Genomic DNA, 14,725 nt, shown 5'->3' on the forward strand with positions numbered 1-14,725 from the left:
GTCTTGCGCATGAATGATCCCATGACCGATATCGACACCTCTGCCGAAATTGCCGAAAACGCATTTCTGCCGACCCTCTACGAAGTGCACGCGGGCGAGACCAAATCGGTCACGACCGCCGACGTGCCCGCCAATATGGGCCAAGGCGAGGCCAAGAGCCCTGCCCGTTGGGCCTACGAACGCCTCGCGCTCTACATCAAGAAGTTCGAGGAAACGCTGAACGCCGACCAAGAGATCGCGATGGGCTTTGCCGGATCGGACGCTGGCGTCCTACGGATCGAAGGCATGGGCTATTTCGACCCCGACATCCTGACCTTCTACGGCGAGACGTCGGACGGTGCGCGCACGCAGCTTGTCCAGCACGTCAGCCAGCTGAGCATGATGCTCAAAGCCATGCCGAAACAGAGCGAGAAAGAAGAGCCGACACGTATTGGGTTCGAGTTGATGAAATCCATCACAACAAGCAGCTAATGCGGCAATCGTACGGGATGACAGGTTCAATTGAATCGTCTATTGACCGCAAGCGAACAGAATTCAGGGATAGGAATCCGATCATGGCCGAACACGAACATGGCACCATGGACTACAGCGCTCAGGAAAAAACCTACAACGGTTTCATCAAATTCGCGACCCGCACCGGCATCGTGATCATCGTCGCGCTGATCGTGCTGACGCTGGTTAACGGCTGATCTTTTCAGAGGCAGGGGGCGCCTCAATGCACAGACGCTTTTTCGTACTTGGTGCGCCGCTGGCGCTCGCTGCTTGCGCAGCTGAACCTGTCTGGGCACCGGACGATCTTGTGCAGCGCATGCGCTACCGTCACGACGGTCCGCCCCGCCTCACGCTATTGACGATGCGCAACGTGGGCTCCGGCAAAGGTGCCCACTCCGCGCTGATGATCAACGCGCACGAACGGGTCATCTGGGACCCTGCAGGCTCGTTCAAGCATCCCTCGATCCCAGAGCGTAATGACGTCATCATCGGCGTCACCCCGCAGATCGAACAATATTACATCTCGTACCATTCGCGCGAGACGTTCTACACCCAGATTCAAGAAGTCGACGTGCCGCTCGAAGTCGCCGAAAAGGCGCTCCAGCTGGCCTATGCTTATGGCGCCGTGCCGAAAACCCAGTGTTCGACTGCGACAGGCCGGATTCTTCAACAGCTTCCCGGTTTCGAGTTCATCCGCCCCGTGATGTTCCCCGAAAAGCTGGCAGCGCAGTTTGCCGAAGTGCCGGGCGTGCGCACTCGCGAATATCGCGAGAGCGACTCGGACAACAACAGCGGCGTCCTGAACGAAATCGTGGTCAATCCCCAGCGTTAAAGCAGGTGGAGCCCCAGCTCGAACACCACAGCACCGACTACCAGTGACAGGATCACTTTACGCGTTGTGAGACCCACAACGACCGTGACCAATGCTGCGATCAGGCGCACGGGCTCTGTCTGCCCGCCTGTTGCTGATGGCCACAAAACGAGCGGTGCCACCATCGCAGGCAGGATCGCCACTGGTGTGAAGCGGAGCAGACGCGTGATGAACGGCGGGATCGGGCGATCACCAATCAGGCCGAGGAACGAAAAGCGGATAAGGTAGGTCCCGACGCCCAGAAGCGCGATGATCAGCCAGATTTTTGCGGGATCGTTCATCATGCTGCGCGGCGCTCCATCGCCATTTCACTAAGTGCGCCGACAAACATCGCGATGATGCCTGCGAGCAGAAGCCCCGTGCCCGACGGGAGGCCGCTGAAAACCAGACCGAAGATCACGGATGTCAGCGCGGTCAAGACCTGCGGCAGGGTCCGAAGCATCGGGCCGATCAGCGAAATAAAGGTGATCGGCAGCATGAAATCGAGGCCCCAGTCCGCGGGAATGCCTGAACCGATCAGTGCGCCGACGAGCGAGGCTGCGCCCCATGCGGGGATGATCGGAGTGGCCACACCAAGGAAGAACGCGGACTTTTCACGCGGGGTCCAGTCGGGGCGTTCTTCGTACTTTGCGATCGATACGGCGTAGGTCTGGTCGAAGTTGCCATAAGACACCAAAGCCCGCTGCCAGAGTGGCGCAGCGCCAAGGTGCGGAACCAGCGCCGCCGAATACATCGCCATGCGCAGGTTCACTGCCAGCGCAGCGGAGACGACCAGCGCAACACCTGCGTTGTCCGCCATCATGTGCAGCGCCGCGAATTGCGATGCACCGGCGATCACCAGCATCGTCATCGCCATCGCCTGCCCGAGCGCCATGCCCGCATCCAATGCGACGACGCCAAAGAGCATCCCAAACGGAATGATGACGAGGAAGAACGGGATGCCGCTTCGAAATCCTTCGAAGTAGGCCGCGCGGATCGGGGGTGTCATGGAGTGCCTGCTGGTTCGAAATTCCGGCAGACATTTGCGCGGTGCGCGGCCATTGGCAACCCCGCGTCAGCGCACAAATCAGTCGAACGAACCCGAGACGCGACCGAGCAGCATGAACGCCCTCGCTGTGCGGGTTTCGGTGAGTGACGCGATTTCCTGATCGGTCGCGGTTTCTTCGAAGCTTTGGAGCAGCTGGTCGAAGCGGCGCAGGAAGTGATGCGCCGTATCTCGGAAGATCGCATCGTTACGCATACGGGCCGATGTCAGCGCAAGCGACGAGCGATCACGAATACCGCCCAGCGCGGCGATGGTCTTTCCGCGCTCGCCCTTGGCAAAACGGCGCCACAGTTCGGGCCGTGCGCGGTCGGGGCGCATGTCATCCATGTATATGCCGTCGTGCGACAGAAGCGTGAGGATATCCTGGCTCGCGTGGACAACCTGACGGGCCTGACGGTCCTTCAGCGCGGCTCGCATCGCGGCGATGCCTTCTTTGTCGGCGTCGCTCTCGGGGAAGTTCAGCGCGCGAATGAGGTCTTTGTTCGAAATTGGCGGGTGCAGGTCGTCGATAGGCGTACCCAGCGCGAGCAGCGGCTGCGCTTCTTCGAGCGCGCCTTTGGCCAGCGGCAGGATCGGAGCGCCCGACGCACGGGCCGAGGTGAAGGTCGCGCGAACCGTCTCTTCCGTCTTCTGCGTCGCCTTCATCAGCGCATCGAGTTTCTTGTCGATATCGGGCTGTTTGATCTTCGTGCGGGCGTCGCGGTCCGTGACAAGTTCCTTGCGCAGGCCATCAACCGATTGGCGCAGAGCAGCGGCTTCGGATCGATAGATGCGGGCCGAACGCGCGGAGGCGAGGCCGACAAAGAGCGCGGCAAGCGGGGTGAGCAGCGTGACCGCGGTCAGCAAAAACTCTGCGCGATCAAACCCTTCGCCGCCATCAGGACCGAACACCAGAAAGGCACCCGCACCGATAAACCATAAAGCGCCGATCGCTATGGCAAAGCGTTCGGCGCCGGAAGTGTTGGGGGACTCGCCCGCGACAGGGAGCGAGTGATCTTTATCGGATAGCATCGCACCCTCCGCGCAGGCGGACCTTAGATGAAGGAGACTTTGAGAATCTCGTAGCTGCGATCACCGCCCGGAGTACGGACTTCGACGCTATCGCCTTCGTCCTTGCCGATGAGGGCGCGGGCGAGCGGCGATTTGATGTTCAGACGACCGTTTTCGATGTCGGCTTCGTATTCGCCAACGATCTGGTAGGTCTTCTCTTCATCGGTGTCTTCGTCGACCAGTTCGACGGTCGCGCCGAATTTGATGGTGCCGTTCAGCTTCTTGGGGTCGATGACCTCTGCCAGCGAAAGCACGCCTTCGAGTTCCTTGATGCGGCCCTCGATGAACGACTGCTTTTCCTTGGCCGAGTGATATTCGGCGTTTTCCGAAAGGTCACCGAGCGCGCGAGCTTCGGCAATCGCCTGAATGATCGCAGGGCGCTCGACGGATTTCAGGTTTTTCAGCTCTGCATCGATCTTGTCGAAACCGGCCCGAGTCAGCGGGATCTTTTCCATTGGGACCTCCGTCGTTTTTCTTGTGTAGTCCGCGTCATAACGTATTCGGGGAATAAAAAGTCAATAGCCCCCAAATGTACAGTGGTTTGGATCGGTTAAACGGGGCGACTAAAGTTTTGGCGGAAAACCGTACGTCGCGTTCAAGTGAACTGTTCCTATGTCGCATTGCAGCGATATTACGCCGTGTCGTGATTGCTTGAACGTTCGTCATGTAATAACTCCGAACGCAAGATTGTTACAAACAAACGGCCAGACGCGAATAAAGGGAACGGACATGACCGACATCGAACGCGAAACAATGGAATACGACGTTGTTATCGTCGGTGCCGGCCCTGCGGGGCTTTCGGCGGCGATCCGTCTGAAGCAACTCGACGCCGACCTGAACGTCGTTGTGCTTGAAAAAGGCTCGGAAGTTGGCGCGCACATCTTGTCGGGTGCTGTGCTGGACACCAGCGGCCTTGATCGCCTGCTTCCGGAATGGAAGTCGATGGGCGCGCCCATCACCACCGAGGTGAAGGAAGATAATTTCTATATGCTCGGCGAAGGTGGCGGCATCCGCATTCCGAACTTCGTCATGCCCCCGCTGATGAACAACCACGGCAAGTACATCGTCTCGATGGCGAACGTCTGCCGCTGGATGGCCGAACAGGCCGAAGAACTCGGCGTCGAAATCTTCCCGGGCATGTCGGTGTCCGAACTGGTTTACGGTGAAAACGGCGAAGTCAAAGGTGTCGTCGCAGGCGTCTTCGGCCTCGAAGCCGATGGCTCTTACGGTCCCGACACCGAGCCGGGCATGGAGCTGCACGGCAAATACGTGTTCCTGTCGGAAGGCGTCCGAGGTTCGCTGTCGAAAGAAGTCATGGCGAAGTACGAACTGTCGAAGGGCCACTGCCCGCAGAAGTTTGGCCTCGGCATGAAAGAAATCTGGGAAATCGATCCCGAGAAGCACAAAGAAGGCACCGTCACCCACACAATGGGTTGGCCGCTGGGCAAGCAGGCCGGTGGTGGCGCGTTCATCTACCACCTCGACAACAATCAGGTCTTCGTCGGCTTCGTGGTTCACCTGAACTACAAGAACCCGCACCTGTATCCGTACATGGAATTCCAGCGCTTCAAGCATCACCCGATGATTGCCGACCTGCTCAAGGGCGGTAAGCGCGTCGCTTACGGTGCGCGTGCTATTTCCGAAGGCGGTTTCCAGTCGATCCCGCAGACCGCATTCCCTGGCGGTGCGCTGCTCGGCTGCTCCGCCGGCCTCGTGAACGTGCCGCGCATCAAGGGCAACCACAACGCCATGCACTCGGGCATCGAAGCGGCCGAAAGCGCGTTCGCTGCGATCCAGTCGGGCCGTTCGGGCGATGTGCTTCAGGACTACGACACCCGCATCCGCGAAGGCGTTATCGGTCAGGACCTCAAGCCTGTGCGCAACGTCAAGCCGATGTGGTCGAAGTACGGCCTCCTCGGCGGTCTGGGCCTTGGCGGTCTGGATATGTGGACCAACAATCTGTTCGGCAAATCGTTCTTCGGCACCCTGAGCCACGGTAAAACCGACGCGGCGAGCACCGAAGAGGCCAGCAAGCACCAGCCAATCGACTACCCCAAGCCCGATGGTAAGCTGTCGTTCGACCGTCTGACCAACGTGTCTTACAGCTTCACCAACCACGAAGAATCGCAGCCCTGTCACCTCAAGCTCAAGGACCCGTCGGTTCCGATCGACGTGAACCTGCCGAAGTTCAACGAACCGGCGCAGCGTTACTGTCCGGCGGGCGTGTACGAAGTGCTCGAAGGCGAGAACGGACCGAAGTTCCAGATCAACTTCCAGAACTGCGTCCACTGCAAGACCTGCGACATCAAGGACCCGAGCCAGAACATCAACTGGACCGTCCCGCAGGGTGGCGACGGCCCGAACTATCCGAACATGTAAGGCGGGTCTCCGCCTTCACGATTGCGGGAAACCGCGTAGAGGACCCGTCGTCTGATTGCAGGCGGCGGGTCCTTTTACTAGGGTGCGGGCAAAGCCCACATTCGGATCAATGCATTGAACTTCCAGTATCTCCGCACCTCAGCTCTGGTCAGCGCCCTTGCCCTTCTCACTCCGGGTCTTGTGTCCGCGCAATCGGGCGAGCCTCTCGCTGGATTGGAAGTAAACGCGGGCGCTTACCTCGCAGCACGCGAAGCCGGCCTGAATGGTGACTTCGTCAGCGCGGCGGAGTTCTACCAGCGCACGTTGGAAACCGACCCCGATAACATCGCCCTGATGGAAAACGCACTTGCGAGCCTCGTCGGCGCGGGCCAATGGGATGCAGCAGCACCGCTTGCCGACAAGATGATCGGCGAAAACGATCCGAGCCAGATTTCGACCGTCGTATTTGTGGTCAACGCCATCAAGAACGGTGAGTGGGAAAAGATTACCGCGGCGCTCGACGACGGCATGACACTCAGCCCGCTGCTCGACGGCGCGCTAGAGGCATGGGCCGCCGTTGATCGCGGTCAGATGACCGATGCCATCGCCGTTTTCGACGAAATGTCGGACGACGGCAGCCTTGGGAGCTTTGGCAACTATCAGAAGGCCATGGCCCTCGCGATGGTCGGCGACTTTGAAGGTGCCGATGCCGTCCTGTCGGACGAAGCGAATGCCGATATCATGCGCAACGGCAGCGCGGTTCTGGCGCGGGCCCAGATCCTGAGCCAGCTTGGACGCGACCACGAAGCGGTGGCCATGCTGCGCAGCTGGGACCCCGCACAGATCGACGCCGAGGTTCAATCGCTCCTCGGCCGCCTCAATGCAGGCGAGACCCTGACGTTCGACCGCGTGACCTCGCCCGAAGATGCGATGTCCGAAGTGTTCCTGACGATCGGCTACTTGATCGAAGATCAAGGCAGCCCGACCCTGACGCTGATCTATTCGCGTGCGGCGCAAGAGCTGGCGCCTGGCAATACAGAAGCCATCCTGCTCACCGCGCGTCTGTTTGAATCGATGGGACAGCACGCGATTGCGACGCAGGTCTACAGCGAAGTGCCCGCGCAAAGCGCCGACTTCATGACTGCCGAACTGGGCCGCGCGGAGTCGCTCCGTGCTGCAGGCCGTCTTGAGACGGCAATCGAGGTGCTTCAGGCTCTGTCGCGCCACTTCCCCGAAGAGCCCTACCCAGCGACGATCCTTGGCGACTACTTGCGTGCAGGCAGTAAGTACGCCGAAGCGGAAGCTGCCTACACCAAAGCGCTCGACCTCTATGGTGAGACGCCTCTGAACCTGTGGTTCGTCTATTTCGCCCGCGGCATCGTGCTGGAACGGCAAGACAAGTGGGACGAGGCCGAAGCCGATTTCCGCACCGCGCTGGCCCAAGATCCGAACCAGCCGTCGCTGCTGAATTACCTCGGCTATTCGCTGGTCGAGAAGGGCATGAAGCTGGACGAAGCGCTCGATCTGATCGAACGCGCGGCAGCGATGCAGCCTTCTAACGGTGCAATCATTGACAGTCTTGGCTGGGCGCTGTTCCGCCTCGGCAAATACGAGGATGCTGCGCAGTATCTCGAACGTGCAACCGAACTCGAAGCGACCGATCCGGTCGTGACCGATCACCTTGGCGATGCGCTCTGGGCTATTGGCCGCAAGGTCGAAGCCCGTTTCCAATGGCAGCGCGCCCTATCTTTCAGCCCTGAAGAAGAGGAAGCAGAGCGTATCCGCCTGAAGTTGGAGCTTGGCCTTGATGCCGTGCTCGAGCAGGAAGGTGCAGCGCCGCTTCATGGCAATAGTGACAACAATTAAAACAACCGCCCCCGCGAAGATCAACCTGACCCTCCATGTGACGGGGCAGCGCGATGACGGCTATCATGAACTCGATTCGCTCGTGGTCTTTGCCGAGGTCGGTGACAACATCACCGCAACCCGCGCCGTGGACATGCGCCTGACGGTATCCGGCCCGTTTGCTGTTGGCGTTCCGACCGATAGCAGCAACCTGATGATGAAGGCTGCCGAGACGCTCCGCGAGGTTCGCGGCGTCAAGATGGGAGCGCATCTGCATCTCGAAAAGAACCTACCCCACGCGGCGGGCATAGGTGGCGGCTCGTCCGACGCTGCGGCTACGCTGAAACTGCTGGCGGAGCTTTGGGACGTGGAGCCGCTGGCGCCGGATCATCCCGCAGTCATTGCCCTTGGTGCCGACGTTCCGGTTTGCGCCCGCGCGCCGCAGCCGATCCGTATGCGCGGTATCGGCGACGACCTGCAGGACGGCCCGAAACTGCCCCGTGCTGCGATGGTTCTGGTCAATCCGGGCGTCGAAGTCCCGACCCCTCAAGCCTTTGCCGGACTGGAGCAGCGGAGCAACGCGCCGATGGCCGATATGCCGGATACGTATCTGCTGCCCGAGTTCCTCGAGTGGCTGAAAGGTCAGCGCAATGACCTGCAAGCGCCGGCCGAAAAGGTCGCACCTGAGATTACGCACGCGCTGAAGATGCTGAACCAGCAGCTCACCGTGCAGTGGGCAGGCATGTCGGGATCGGGCGCAACTTGCGTTGCACTGGTCAAGGATATGGGCGTCGCGCGTCAGGTCGCGCGCGCCATTCAGATCAGGGAGCAAAGCTGGTGGGTCGTCCCCACCCCGCTGCTTAGCTGATACGCGCGACCACGTAGTCTGCGAGGTCCGAGAGCATATCGCGGATCTCGTGCTCCGGCAGGTCGGACAGATGGCTTTTGGCCTTCTCCACCCATGCCAGCGCTTCGTCACGCACCGCATCAAGCGCGCCGTGCTTGCGCATGATGTCGAGCGCGATTTGCAGGTCTTCGTCCCGCTGCTTGCCCTTGGCAATCGTACGGGTCCAGAACGCCATTTCTTCAACGTCTGACTTAGCGACGGCTTTGATTAGCGGCAGCGAGAGTTTGCGTTCGCGGAAGTCGTCACCGATGTTCTTGCCAATGGCTTCGGTGCCGCCGTAGTCGAGCAGATCATCGACCATCTGGAACGCGATACCAAGCGCGTCGCCATAGGCGTATAGCGCATTCTCGACCTTCTCCTCGACGCCCGCAATCACGCCGCCCACTTGCGTCGCGGCAGAGAACAGCGCGGCGGTCTTGCCGCGAATGACCTTCAGGTAGGTGTCTTCCGAGGTGCTGAGGTCACGCGCAGCCGTCAGCTGGAGGACTTCGCCCTCTGCAATTGTCGCGGACGCATCAGCCAGAATACCGAGCACGCGGATCGAACCGGTTTCGACCATGATCTGGAACGAGCGAGAGAACAGGTAGTCCCCCACCAGAACCGACGACTGGTTGTCCCAAAGCAGATTGGCAGTCGGACGGCCACGACGCTGTTCGCTCTCGTCAACGACGTCATCGTGCAGCAGCGTGGCGGTGTGGATGAACTCCACCGTCGTCGCGAGATGGATATGGTACGGACCCTCGTAACCGCAGAGCTTCGCAGCGGCGAGCGTCAACATCGGACGCAGGCGCTTGCCACCCGCTTCGATGAGGTGAGCGGTCACTTCGGGGATGCGCGGCGCGTGTTCCGAGGACATGCGGTCGCGGATCATCACATTGACCGCGTCCATCTCTGCGGACAGTGCCTTAGCGAGACGCTCGTGCGGTTTGGTCGCGGTCACATCAAGGCTCATGCCGGGCTCCGTTGAGTCTATTGGCAAAGACGCGGAACGGCCTTACCTGTTGGATATGAAAGAGCTTCTTCGCACCACCGACCCGACGGTCATCGCTTATGCAAAAATGCTCCTCGCCGGCGAGGATATAACTTGCTTCGAGTTCGACGTAAATATGAGCGTCCTCGATGGAGGCGTTGGCATATTGCCGCGCCGCCTGATGGTGGCAGATGCCGATCATTTCATCGCAACTGCCATTCTTCGCGACAATGAGGTGGAACCGGGTTTGTGAGTTTCCCCGACGATCAGCTGACTTGTGACGATTTCCTCGGCGGCCGCGTACGTTTGTACCAGCCGAAACACGGGTATCGTGCAGGCGTTGATCCGGTGCTTCTGGCTGCTGCCGTTCCGGCAATTTCTGGCCAGCGCGTGCTAGAGTTCGGATGCGGATCAGGCCCCGCCTCGCTGTGCCTCGGCGCGCGGGTTGCAGGACTGTCGCTCGCTGGCGTTGAGTTGCAGGCAGAATATGCAGAGTTGGCCCAAAGGAACGCGGCCAACAATGACACTGCGTTCGAGGTCGTCAACGCTGACCTCCGCGCCCTGCCCGCCGATATCCGCAATCGGCAGTTCGACCATGTCATTATGAACCCGCCCTACTATGATCGCAGCGCCTCGTCGAAAGCGCTGGACGATGGACGGGACACAGGTCGTGGCGGTGATACGCCGCTCGCCGATTGGATTACGATCGGCGCCAAACGGCTCGCGCCCAAAGGATACCTGACCATGATCCAGCGGATTGACCGCCTCCCCGAGTCGCTCGCCGCTGCGCATCAATGCCTTGGCTCTCTTGTGGTCCGTCCGATCGCCGCACGCCTCAATCGTGAACCGTCACTGTTCATTCTCCAAGCACGCAAGAACGGCCGTGCAGCATTCCGCCTTTCCCCGCCATTCATTATGCACGACGGCCTTGAACACAGCAGTGATCGTGACGACTATAATAATATGGCAACGGAAATCCTACGGTTTTCCGGCACACTTCCCGTTACAATTTAAGATAGTTTCTCCGCATCGGTCAAAAATTGCCGAATGTTGCGAGATGTACGGTTTTCCGTGACAGATTTGTAAAACTGTGCTGCACTACCTCTGTCATATTCATTCAGAGGAGAAGACTATGAGCCTGACTTCGCACATCGCCGAACTGCGGAAAAAGCACCAGACTCTCTCGCAAGCTGTCGAGGATGCACAACGCAATCCGGCTGTTGATGCTCTCGAAATAAGTCGAATGAAAAAGCAAAAACTTGTCCTGAAACAGGAAATTTCGCGCCTCGGCGCCCACTGACTTCAAGTAGCGCTGGCTCTTGCCGCCAGCGCGGCCCCCGACGTGATGAGAATCGCAGCAACCAGAAGGGTCCACGAGGGGGCCGCTATCCCAGCCAGAATCAGTACAGCCGTCGAAAGGACCGGCGCAGCGTAGGAGGCGACACCAAGCAGTTGGATGTCGCCTTTTTTGACGCCCACATCCCAGACGAAGAAAGCGATTCCCACAGGGCCTATCCCCAGCAACGCGATGGACGCCCAAGTGATCGTGTCGGCAGGCCAGACAGTCTGCTCCAGCAAGAGGTGCAGCGGCACCGACAGGATGGATGTCGCGAGGCAGAATACGACGACGGATGCCGTGGGGATTTTGCCGAAGCTGCGGGAAATCACCGAATAGCCTGACCAGAACAACCCCGCGATGAAAGCGAGCCCGTATCCGGGAAGTGCCGCGCTATCAAAGGACGTCGCGCCGCTCGCGATGATCGTCGCCGCCCCTGCGAACCCCATGATCGCGCCCAGAATGTGCATCGGGCGCAGTTTTTCTCCCGGCAACATGCCCGAAAACAAGACGATCAGGAGCGGCCAGAGGTACGCGATCAGCCCCGCCTCCGCCGCAGGTGCCATGCGTAGGGCCGAGAAATATAGGAAATGGTACCCCGCCAGACCGACCGTTCCGATAGCGTAGACGTGGAACGGCACGGATCTGAGTTGCCCGACCGATCCCGTTGCGAGTAGCCACACCACACCGATCAGGCCGCCAACGGCAAACGTCATCGCGTTGAGCTGGATTGGCGGGACGGGCGATGAGCCGACCGTGAACAACGCCAGCAGCGCCCACAGCAGGACCGCGATGAAACCGATGGACGTGTAGGTGCGTTTGGACATGAAAAGGGCCGGTCAGTTGACCGGCCCAATGTGCCTAATTGCGGCGAATACTCAAGCGATCAGACGAAGAACTGGGCGCCGTTGGCCGAGATCGTCGAACCGGTGATGAAGCCAGCGTTGTCATCAGCAAGGAACACAACGCAGCGCGCAATTTCTTCCGGCTCGCCGAGGCGGCCAACGGGGATTTGCGGGATGATGCGTTCGTTCAGAACCTTTTCGTCGATCGCGCGAACCATTTCGGTGCCGATGTAGCCCGGGCAGATCGCGTTCACGGTGATACCGGCGCGAGCACCTTCCTGTGCCAGCGACTTGGTGAAACCGAGATCACCGGCCTTGGCCGACGAGTAGTTCGCCTGACCAGCTTGGCCCTTCTGACCGTTGATCGACGAGATGTTGATCACGCGGCCAAATTTGCGGTTGCGCATTCCCGGCCAGACCGGATGGGTCATGTTGAACAGGCCGGTCAGGTTGGTGTCCATGACTTCCTGCCACTGCTCACGGGTCATCTTGTGGAACATTGCATCGCGGGTAATACCGGCGTTGTTCACGAGCACATCGACCGGACCCAGATCAGCTTCGACCTTGGCGATACCCTCAGCGCAAGCGTCATAGTCTGCGACCGACCACTTGTAGGTCGGAATGCCGGTTTCTTCGGTGAATGCAGCTGCTGCGGTGTCGTTACCGGCGTAATTCGCCGCAACGGTGTAACCTGCCTCTTTCAGTGCTTTCGAAATTGCTGCGCCGATTCCGCGGGAACCACCAGTGACCAATGCAACGCGCGACATAGATATCTCCTTCCATCAATTCGTAATCTTGTTACTCGATACCACATCAGTTAGCAATAATATTGCGCCGCGATGCCGCATCAAAAAAGGGGCCCGGAAGTCCGAGCCCCTTTCGCGATTTAGTAGAACGAATTTGTTACAGCCGTTCAACACACATAGCGACGCCCATACCGCCACCAATGCAAAGAGTAGCGAGTCCACGCTTACCGCCGCGGCGTTTCAGTTCAAAAAGCAGCGTATTGAGAACACGGCAGCCCGACGCACCGATCGGGTGCCCAATGGCGATAGCACCGCCGTTGACGTTCACGATGTCAGGGTTCCAGCCCATTTCCTTATTCACGGCACAAGCCTGAGCAGCAAAAGCTTCGTTAGCTTCAACGAGGTCGAGGTCATCGACGGTCCAACCGGCTTTCTCGAGCGCCTTGCGCGAGGCCGGGATCGGACCGCAGCCCATGATGGTCGGGTCGAGGCCAGCGGTCGCGTAGGACACGATTCGGGCGAGCGGCTCGATGCCGCGCTTTTCGGCGTTGTCGGCCGACATCAGCAGGGTCGCAGCAGCACCGTCGTTCAGACCCGAAGCGTTTGCAGCTGTGACGGTGCCGTCCTTGGTAAAGGCCGGACGCAGCTTCTGCATCGACTCGATGCTCGCGCCATGACGGATATATTCGTCAGCGTCGACGACGATCTCGCCCTTACGAGTCACAATGGTGAACGGTGCGATTTCGTCGACAAACTTGCCTGCCTTCTGCGCGGCTTCGGCTTTGTTCTGCGAGGCGACGGCGAATTCGTCCTGCATCTCGCGGGTGATTTCCCACTTGGCGGCGACGTTCTCTGCGGTCTGACCCATGTGGTAGCCGTTGAACGCGTCCCAGAGGCCGTCCTTAATCATTGTATCGATCAGCTTCATGTCGCCCATCTTCTGACCCGAACGCAGGTTCTGGCAGTGAGTCGACATCGACATGTTTTCCTGACCGCCGGCGACGACGATCTCTGCATCGCCAAGCTGGATGTGCTGTGCACCAAGCGCAACGGCGCGAAGGCCCGAACCACACACTTGGTTGATACCCCAAGCGGCGCTCTCAATCGGAAGACCGGCGTTAATGTGTGCCTGACGGGCGGGGTTCTGACCCTGACCTGCGGTCAGAACCTGACCGAGGATCGTTTCGCTGACGTCGGCCTTGTCGATACCGGCACGTGCGACGACGGCCTCGATAACGGCCTTGCCCAGATCATGGGCGGGGGTGTTCGCAAACGAACCAAGAAAGCTGCCGACAGGCGTACGGGCAGCCGAGGCGATAACGACGTTGGTCATAGGAATTCCTCTCTTTTAACGGTCTGGGGCGGAGCGCCAGCCGGCGGCTCCTCCTCCGCTCGTCCGAAGTGTTAAAGTTCGGCGGTCGAGTAAGCAACAAAATTTCGCTGCACCGCAGCTTTGCGCCGCACGTCGACTGTCAGAGCTTTAGCCGCGGTACACCAAACAGATACCCTTGCAGGCAATCTACGCCAACAGATTGTAGAAACTGCGCTTCACTTTTGCTCTCAACCCCTTCGGCCACTGCCACCATATCGAACTGGTGCGCCACCGAAACCAGCGCTTTAACAAACGATTGATTGTCGGCGGAATTATGTACGTCACGGATGAAGCACTTATCGATCTTCACCATGTCGAAGTGGAAATCCTTGAGCCTGCGGAACGCGATCTCTCCAGCGCCGAAGTCGTCGAGGGAAAAGCAGACCCCATATGGCCGACATTCCTCAATGAAGCGGACCACGTTTTCGTGGAGCGACATGGCGGAGCTCTCGCTGATTTCGAGAATCAGGCGGCGACCGACTTTGTGAGCCTGAAGCCCATGAACAAGGATGTTACGCCATTTGCCGTCCGCGAGCGAACGGGCCGACATGTTGATGGCGATTTGCGTTGTCGGATTCTGCCTGAGCATTTCGATCCCGAGGCGAAGGGATGCGCAGTCGATGTCCCTCCCCAGTGCGGTTTCTTCGATGTCGGTCATAAAGTGACGCGCGGGGATCATGTGCCCGTGCCCGTCTTTGATCCGAATGAGCCCTTCGAAAAACGCGGTTACGCCCGTGTTATGCGCTGGCACGATCCGCTGGAACGCAAGCTGCGCCCTGTTTTCCGCCAAAGCAGAACGAACCATCGACGGGATATCCCGTTCCCACTCTGCCTTGACATATTCGAGCGGGTTTTGCGGCTGGCGGCTTTGGAATGACATCACTGGGT

Annotated in this window: 18 protein-coding genes; 9 read left to right on the plus strand and 9 right to left on the minus strand. The window is 59.5% G+C overall.

All coding sequences use genetic code 11. The annotated features are described in order from the left end of the window. The first annotated feature begins 21 nt into the window (after positions 1 to 21). The 3 genes from IF204_RS12250 (at position 22) to IF204_RS12260 (ending at position 1,324) form a co-directional block, all read left to right on the plus strand. A complete protein-coding gene (locus tag IF204_RS12250) occupies positions 22 to 471 on the plus strand; it encodes a DUF6173 family protein (protein WP_228069179.1) in 450 nt (149 codons plus the stop codon). Positions 472 to 554: 83 nt separating this feature from the next. Further along, positions 555 to 689 carry an aa3-type cytochrome c oxidase subunit IV gene (locus IF204_RS12255; protein ID WP_194097349.1) on the plus strand — a complete coding sequence of 45 codons (135 nt, stop codon included), beginning with the start codon at positions 555 to 557 and terminating at the stop codon, positions 687 to 689. Between the two features lie 26 nt (positions 690 to 715). Continuing rightward, entirely contained in the window at positions 716 to 1,324 is a 609-nt protein-coding gene (locus IF204_RS12260; protein ID WP_194097351.1) for a hypothetical protein, read from the plus strand. Here IF204_RS12260 and IF204_RS12265 read toward each other — a convergent pair. From IF204_RS12265 to greA, 4 genes are all read right to left on the minus strand, one after another. After that, positions 1,321 to 1,647 carry an AzlD domain-containing protein gene (locus IF204_RS12265; RefSeq protein WP_194097353.1) on the minus strand — a complete coding sequence of 109 codons (327 nt, stop codon included), beginning with the start codon at positions 1,645 to 1,647 and terminating at the stop codon, positions 1,321 to 1,323. The genes IF204_RS12260 and IF204_RS12265 overlap by 4 nt on opposite strands. Beyond that, entirely contained in the window at positions 1,644 to 2,351 is a 708-nt protein-coding gene (locus IF204_RS12270) for an AzlC family ABC transporter permease (protein WP_194097355.1), read from the minus strand. Before IF204_RS12270 ends, IF204_RS12265 begins: the two co-directional genes overlap by 4 nt. A 78-nt stretch (positions 2,352 to 2,429) precedes the next feature. Continuing rightward, the gene (locus IF204_RS12275) at positions 2,430 to 3,419 is read right to left on the minus strand and encodes a hypothetical protein (RefSeq protein WP_194097357.1); all 990 of its coding nucleotides are present in this window, start codon (positions 3,417 to 3,419) and stop codon (positions 2,430 to 2,432) included. Positions 3,420 to 3,442: 23 nt separating this feature from the next. After that, the gene (gene greA, locus IF204_RS12280; protein ID WP_194097359.1) at positions 3,443 to 3,913 is read right to left on the minus strand and encodes a transcription elongation factor GreA; all 471 of its coding nucleotides are present in this window, start codon (positions 3,911 to 3,913) and stop codon (positions 3,443 to 3,445) included. Positions 3,914 to 4,187: 274 nt separating this feature from the next. Between greA and IF204_RS12285 the strand changes: the two genes are divergently transcribed. From IF204_RS12285 to IF204_RS12295, 3 genes are all read left to right on the plus strand, one after another. Further along, positions 4,188 to 5,837 carry an electron transfer flavoprotein-ubiquinone oxidoreductase gene (locus tag IF204_RS12285; protein WP_194097361.1) on the plus strand — a complete coding sequence of 550 codons (1,650 nt, stop codon included), beginning with the start codon at positions 4,188 to 4,190 and terminating at the stop codon, positions 5,835 to 5,837. Between the two features lie 114 nt (positions 5,838 to 5,951). Further along, on the plus strand, positions 5,952 to 7,682 hold the full coding sequence (locus IF204_RS12290) for a tetratricopeptide repeat protein (RefSeq protein ID WP_194097363.1): 1,731 nt from the start codon (positions 5,952 to 5,954) through the stop codon (positions 7,680 to 7,682). Continuing rightward, entirely contained in the window at positions 7,660 to 8,529 is an 870-nt protein-coding gene (locus IF204_RS12295) for a 4-(cytidine 5'-diphospho)-2-C-methyl-D-erythritol kinase (RefSeq protein ID WP_194097365.1), read from the plus strand. The genes IF204_RS12290 and IF204_RS12295 overlap by 23 nt, the downstream gene beginning before the upstream one ends. On the opposite strand, the gene IF204_RS12300 is transcribed toward IF204_RS12295, so the two are convergent. Continuing rightward, a complete protein-coding gene (locus IF204_RS12300) occupies positions 8,522 to 9,520 on the minus strand; it encodes a polyprenyl synthetase family protein (protein WP_194097366.1) in 999 nt (332 codons plus the stop codon). The genes IF204_RS12295 and IF204_RS12300 overlap by 8 nt on opposite strands. A 55-nt stretch (positions 9,521 to 9,575) precedes the next feature. On the opposite strand from IF204_RS12300, the gene IF204_RS12305 reads away from it, so the two are divergent. From IF204_RS12305 to IF204_RS12315, 3 genes are all read left to right on the plus strand, one after another. Next, positions 9,576 to 9,791 carry a putative signal transducing protein gene (locus IF204_RS12305; protein WP_167639013.1) on the plus strand — a complete coding sequence of 72 codons (216 nt, stop codon included), beginning with the start codon at positions 9,576 to 9,578 and terminating at the stop codon, positions 9,789 to 9,791. Beyond that, positions 9,788 to 10,552, plus strand: coding sequence for a tRNA1(Val) (adenine(37)-N6)-methyltransferase (locus tag IF204_RS12310; RefSeq protein WP_194097368.1), 765 nt, complete (start codon positions 9,788 to 9,790; stop codon positions 10,550 to 10,552). The genes IF204_RS12305 and IF204_RS12310 overlap by 4 nt, the downstream gene beginning before the upstream one ends. Positions 10,553 to 10,670: 118 nt before the next feature. After that, on the plus strand, positions 10,671 to 10,838 hold the full coding sequence (locus IF204_RS12315) for a YdcH family protein (protein ID WP_167638938.1): 168 nt from the start codon (positions 10,671 to 10,673) through the stop codon (positions 10,836 to 10,838). 2 nt (positions 10,839 to 10,840) lie between these two features. Here IF204_RS12315 and yddG read toward each other — a convergent pair whose 3' ends face one another. The 4 genes from yddG to IF204_RS12335 form a co-directional block, all read right to left on the minus strand. Then, positions 10,841 to 11,701 carry an aromatic amino acid exporter YddG gene (gene yddG, locus IF204_RS12320; protein WP_194097370.1) on the minus strand — a complete coding sequence of 287 codons (861 nt, stop codon included), beginning with the start codon at positions 11,699 to 11,701 and terminating at the stop codon, positions 10,841 to 10,843. Positions 11,702 to 11,760: 59 nt separating this feature from the next. Beyond that, positions 11,761 to 12,486 carry an acetoacetyl-CoA reductase gene (gene phbB, locus IF204_RS12325; RefSeq protein WP_194097373.1) on the minus strand — a complete coding sequence of 242 codons (726 nt, stop codon included), beginning with the start codon at positions 12,484 to 12,486 and terminating at the stop codon, positions 11,761 to 11,763. 136 nt (positions 12,487 to 12,622) lie between these two features. Then, complete coding sequence (locus IF204_RS12330; RefSeq protein WP_194097375.1) at positions 12,623 to 13,798, minus strand: acetyl-CoA C-acetyltransferase; 1,176 nt, start codon at positions 13,796 to 13,798, stop codon at positions 12,623 to 12,625. 139 nt (positions 13,799 to 13,937) lie between these two features. Next, on the minus strand, positions 13,938 to 14,717 hold the full coding sequence (locus tag IF204_RS12335; protein ID WP_194097377.1) for an EAL domain-containing protein: 780 nt from the start codon (positions 14,715 to 14,717) through the stop codon (positions 13,938 to 13,940). Between the last annotated feature and the right edge of the window lie 8 nt (positions 14,718 to 14,725).

This window comes from Marivivens aquimaris, from assembly GCF_015220045.1.
Taxonomy (GTDB): Bacteria; Pseudomonadota; Alphaproteobacteria; order Rhodobacterales; family Rhodobacteraceae; genus Marivivens; species Marivivens aquimaris.

What these genes read in the sequence shown, in the direction of transcription:
- IF204_RS12250 (WP_228069179.1), top strand. Translation starts at nt 22, where the DNA reads ATGACCGATATCGACACCTCTGCCGAAATTGCCGAAAACGCATTTCTG.
- IF204_RS12255 (WP_194097349.1), top strand. Translation starts at nt 555, where the DNA reads ATGGCCGAACACGAACATGGCACCATGGACTACAGCGCTCAGGAAAAA.
- IF204_RS12260 (WP_194097351.1), top strand. Translation starts at nt 716, where the DNA reads ATGCACAGACGCTTTTTCGTACTTGGTGCGCCGCTGGCGCTCGCTGCT.
- IF204_RS12265 (WP_194097353.1), bottom strand. Translation starts at nt 1,647, where the DNA reads ATGATGAACGATCCCGCAAAAATCTGGCTGATCATCGCGCTTCTGGGC.
- IF204_RS12270 (WP_194097355.1), bottom strand. Translation starts at nt 2,351, where the DNA reads ATGACACCCCCGATCCGCGCGGCCTACTTCGAAGGATTTCGAAGCGGC.
- IF204_RS12275 (WP_194097357.1), bottom strand. Translation starts at nt 3,419, where the DNA reads ATGCTATCCGATAAAGATCACTCGCTCCCTGTCGCGGGCGAGTCCCCC.
- greA (WP_194097359.1), bottom strand. Translation starts at nt 3,913, where the DNA reads ATGGAAAAGATCCCGCTGACTCGGGCCGGTTTCGACAAGATCGATGCA.
- IF204_RS12285 (WP_194097361.1), top strand. Translation starts at nt 4,188, where the DNA reads ATGACCGACATCGAACGCGAAACAATGGAATACGACGTTGTTATCGTC.
- IF204_RS12295 (WP_194097365.1), top strand. Translation starts at nt 7,660, where the DNA reads ATGGCAATAGTGACAACAATTAAAACAACCGCCCCCGCGAAGATCAAC.
- IF204_RS12300 (WP_194097366.1), bottom strand. Translation starts at nt 9,520, where the DNA reads ATGAGCCTTGATGTGACCGCGACCAAACCGCACGAGCGTCTCGCTAAG.
- IF204_RS12305 (WP_167639013.1), top strand. Translation starts at nt 9,576, where the DNA reads ATGAAAGAGCTTCTTCGCACCACCGACCCGACGGTCATCGCTTATGCA.
- IF204_RS12315 (WP_167638938.1), top strand. Translation starts at nt 10,671, where the DNA reads ATGAGCCTGACTTCGCACATCGCCGAACTGCGGAAAAAGCACCAGACT.
- yddG (WP_194097370.1), bottom strand. Translation starts at nt 11,701, where the DNA reads ATGTCCAAACGCACCTACACGTCCATCGGTTTCATCGCGGTCCTGCTG.
- phbB (WP_194097373.1), bottom strand. Translation starts at nt 12,486, where the DNA reads ATGTCGCGCGTTGCATTGGTCACTGGTGGTTCCCGCGGAATCGGCGCA.
- IF204_RS12330 (WP_194097375.1), bottom strand. Translation starts at nt 13,798, where the DNA reads ATGACCAACGTCGTTATCGCCTCGGCTGCCCGTACGCCTGTCGGCAGC.
- IF204_RS12335 (WP_194097377.1), bottom strand. Translation starts at nt 14,717, where the DNA reads ATGTCATTCCAAAGCCGCCAGCCGCAAAACCCGCTCGAATATGTCAAG.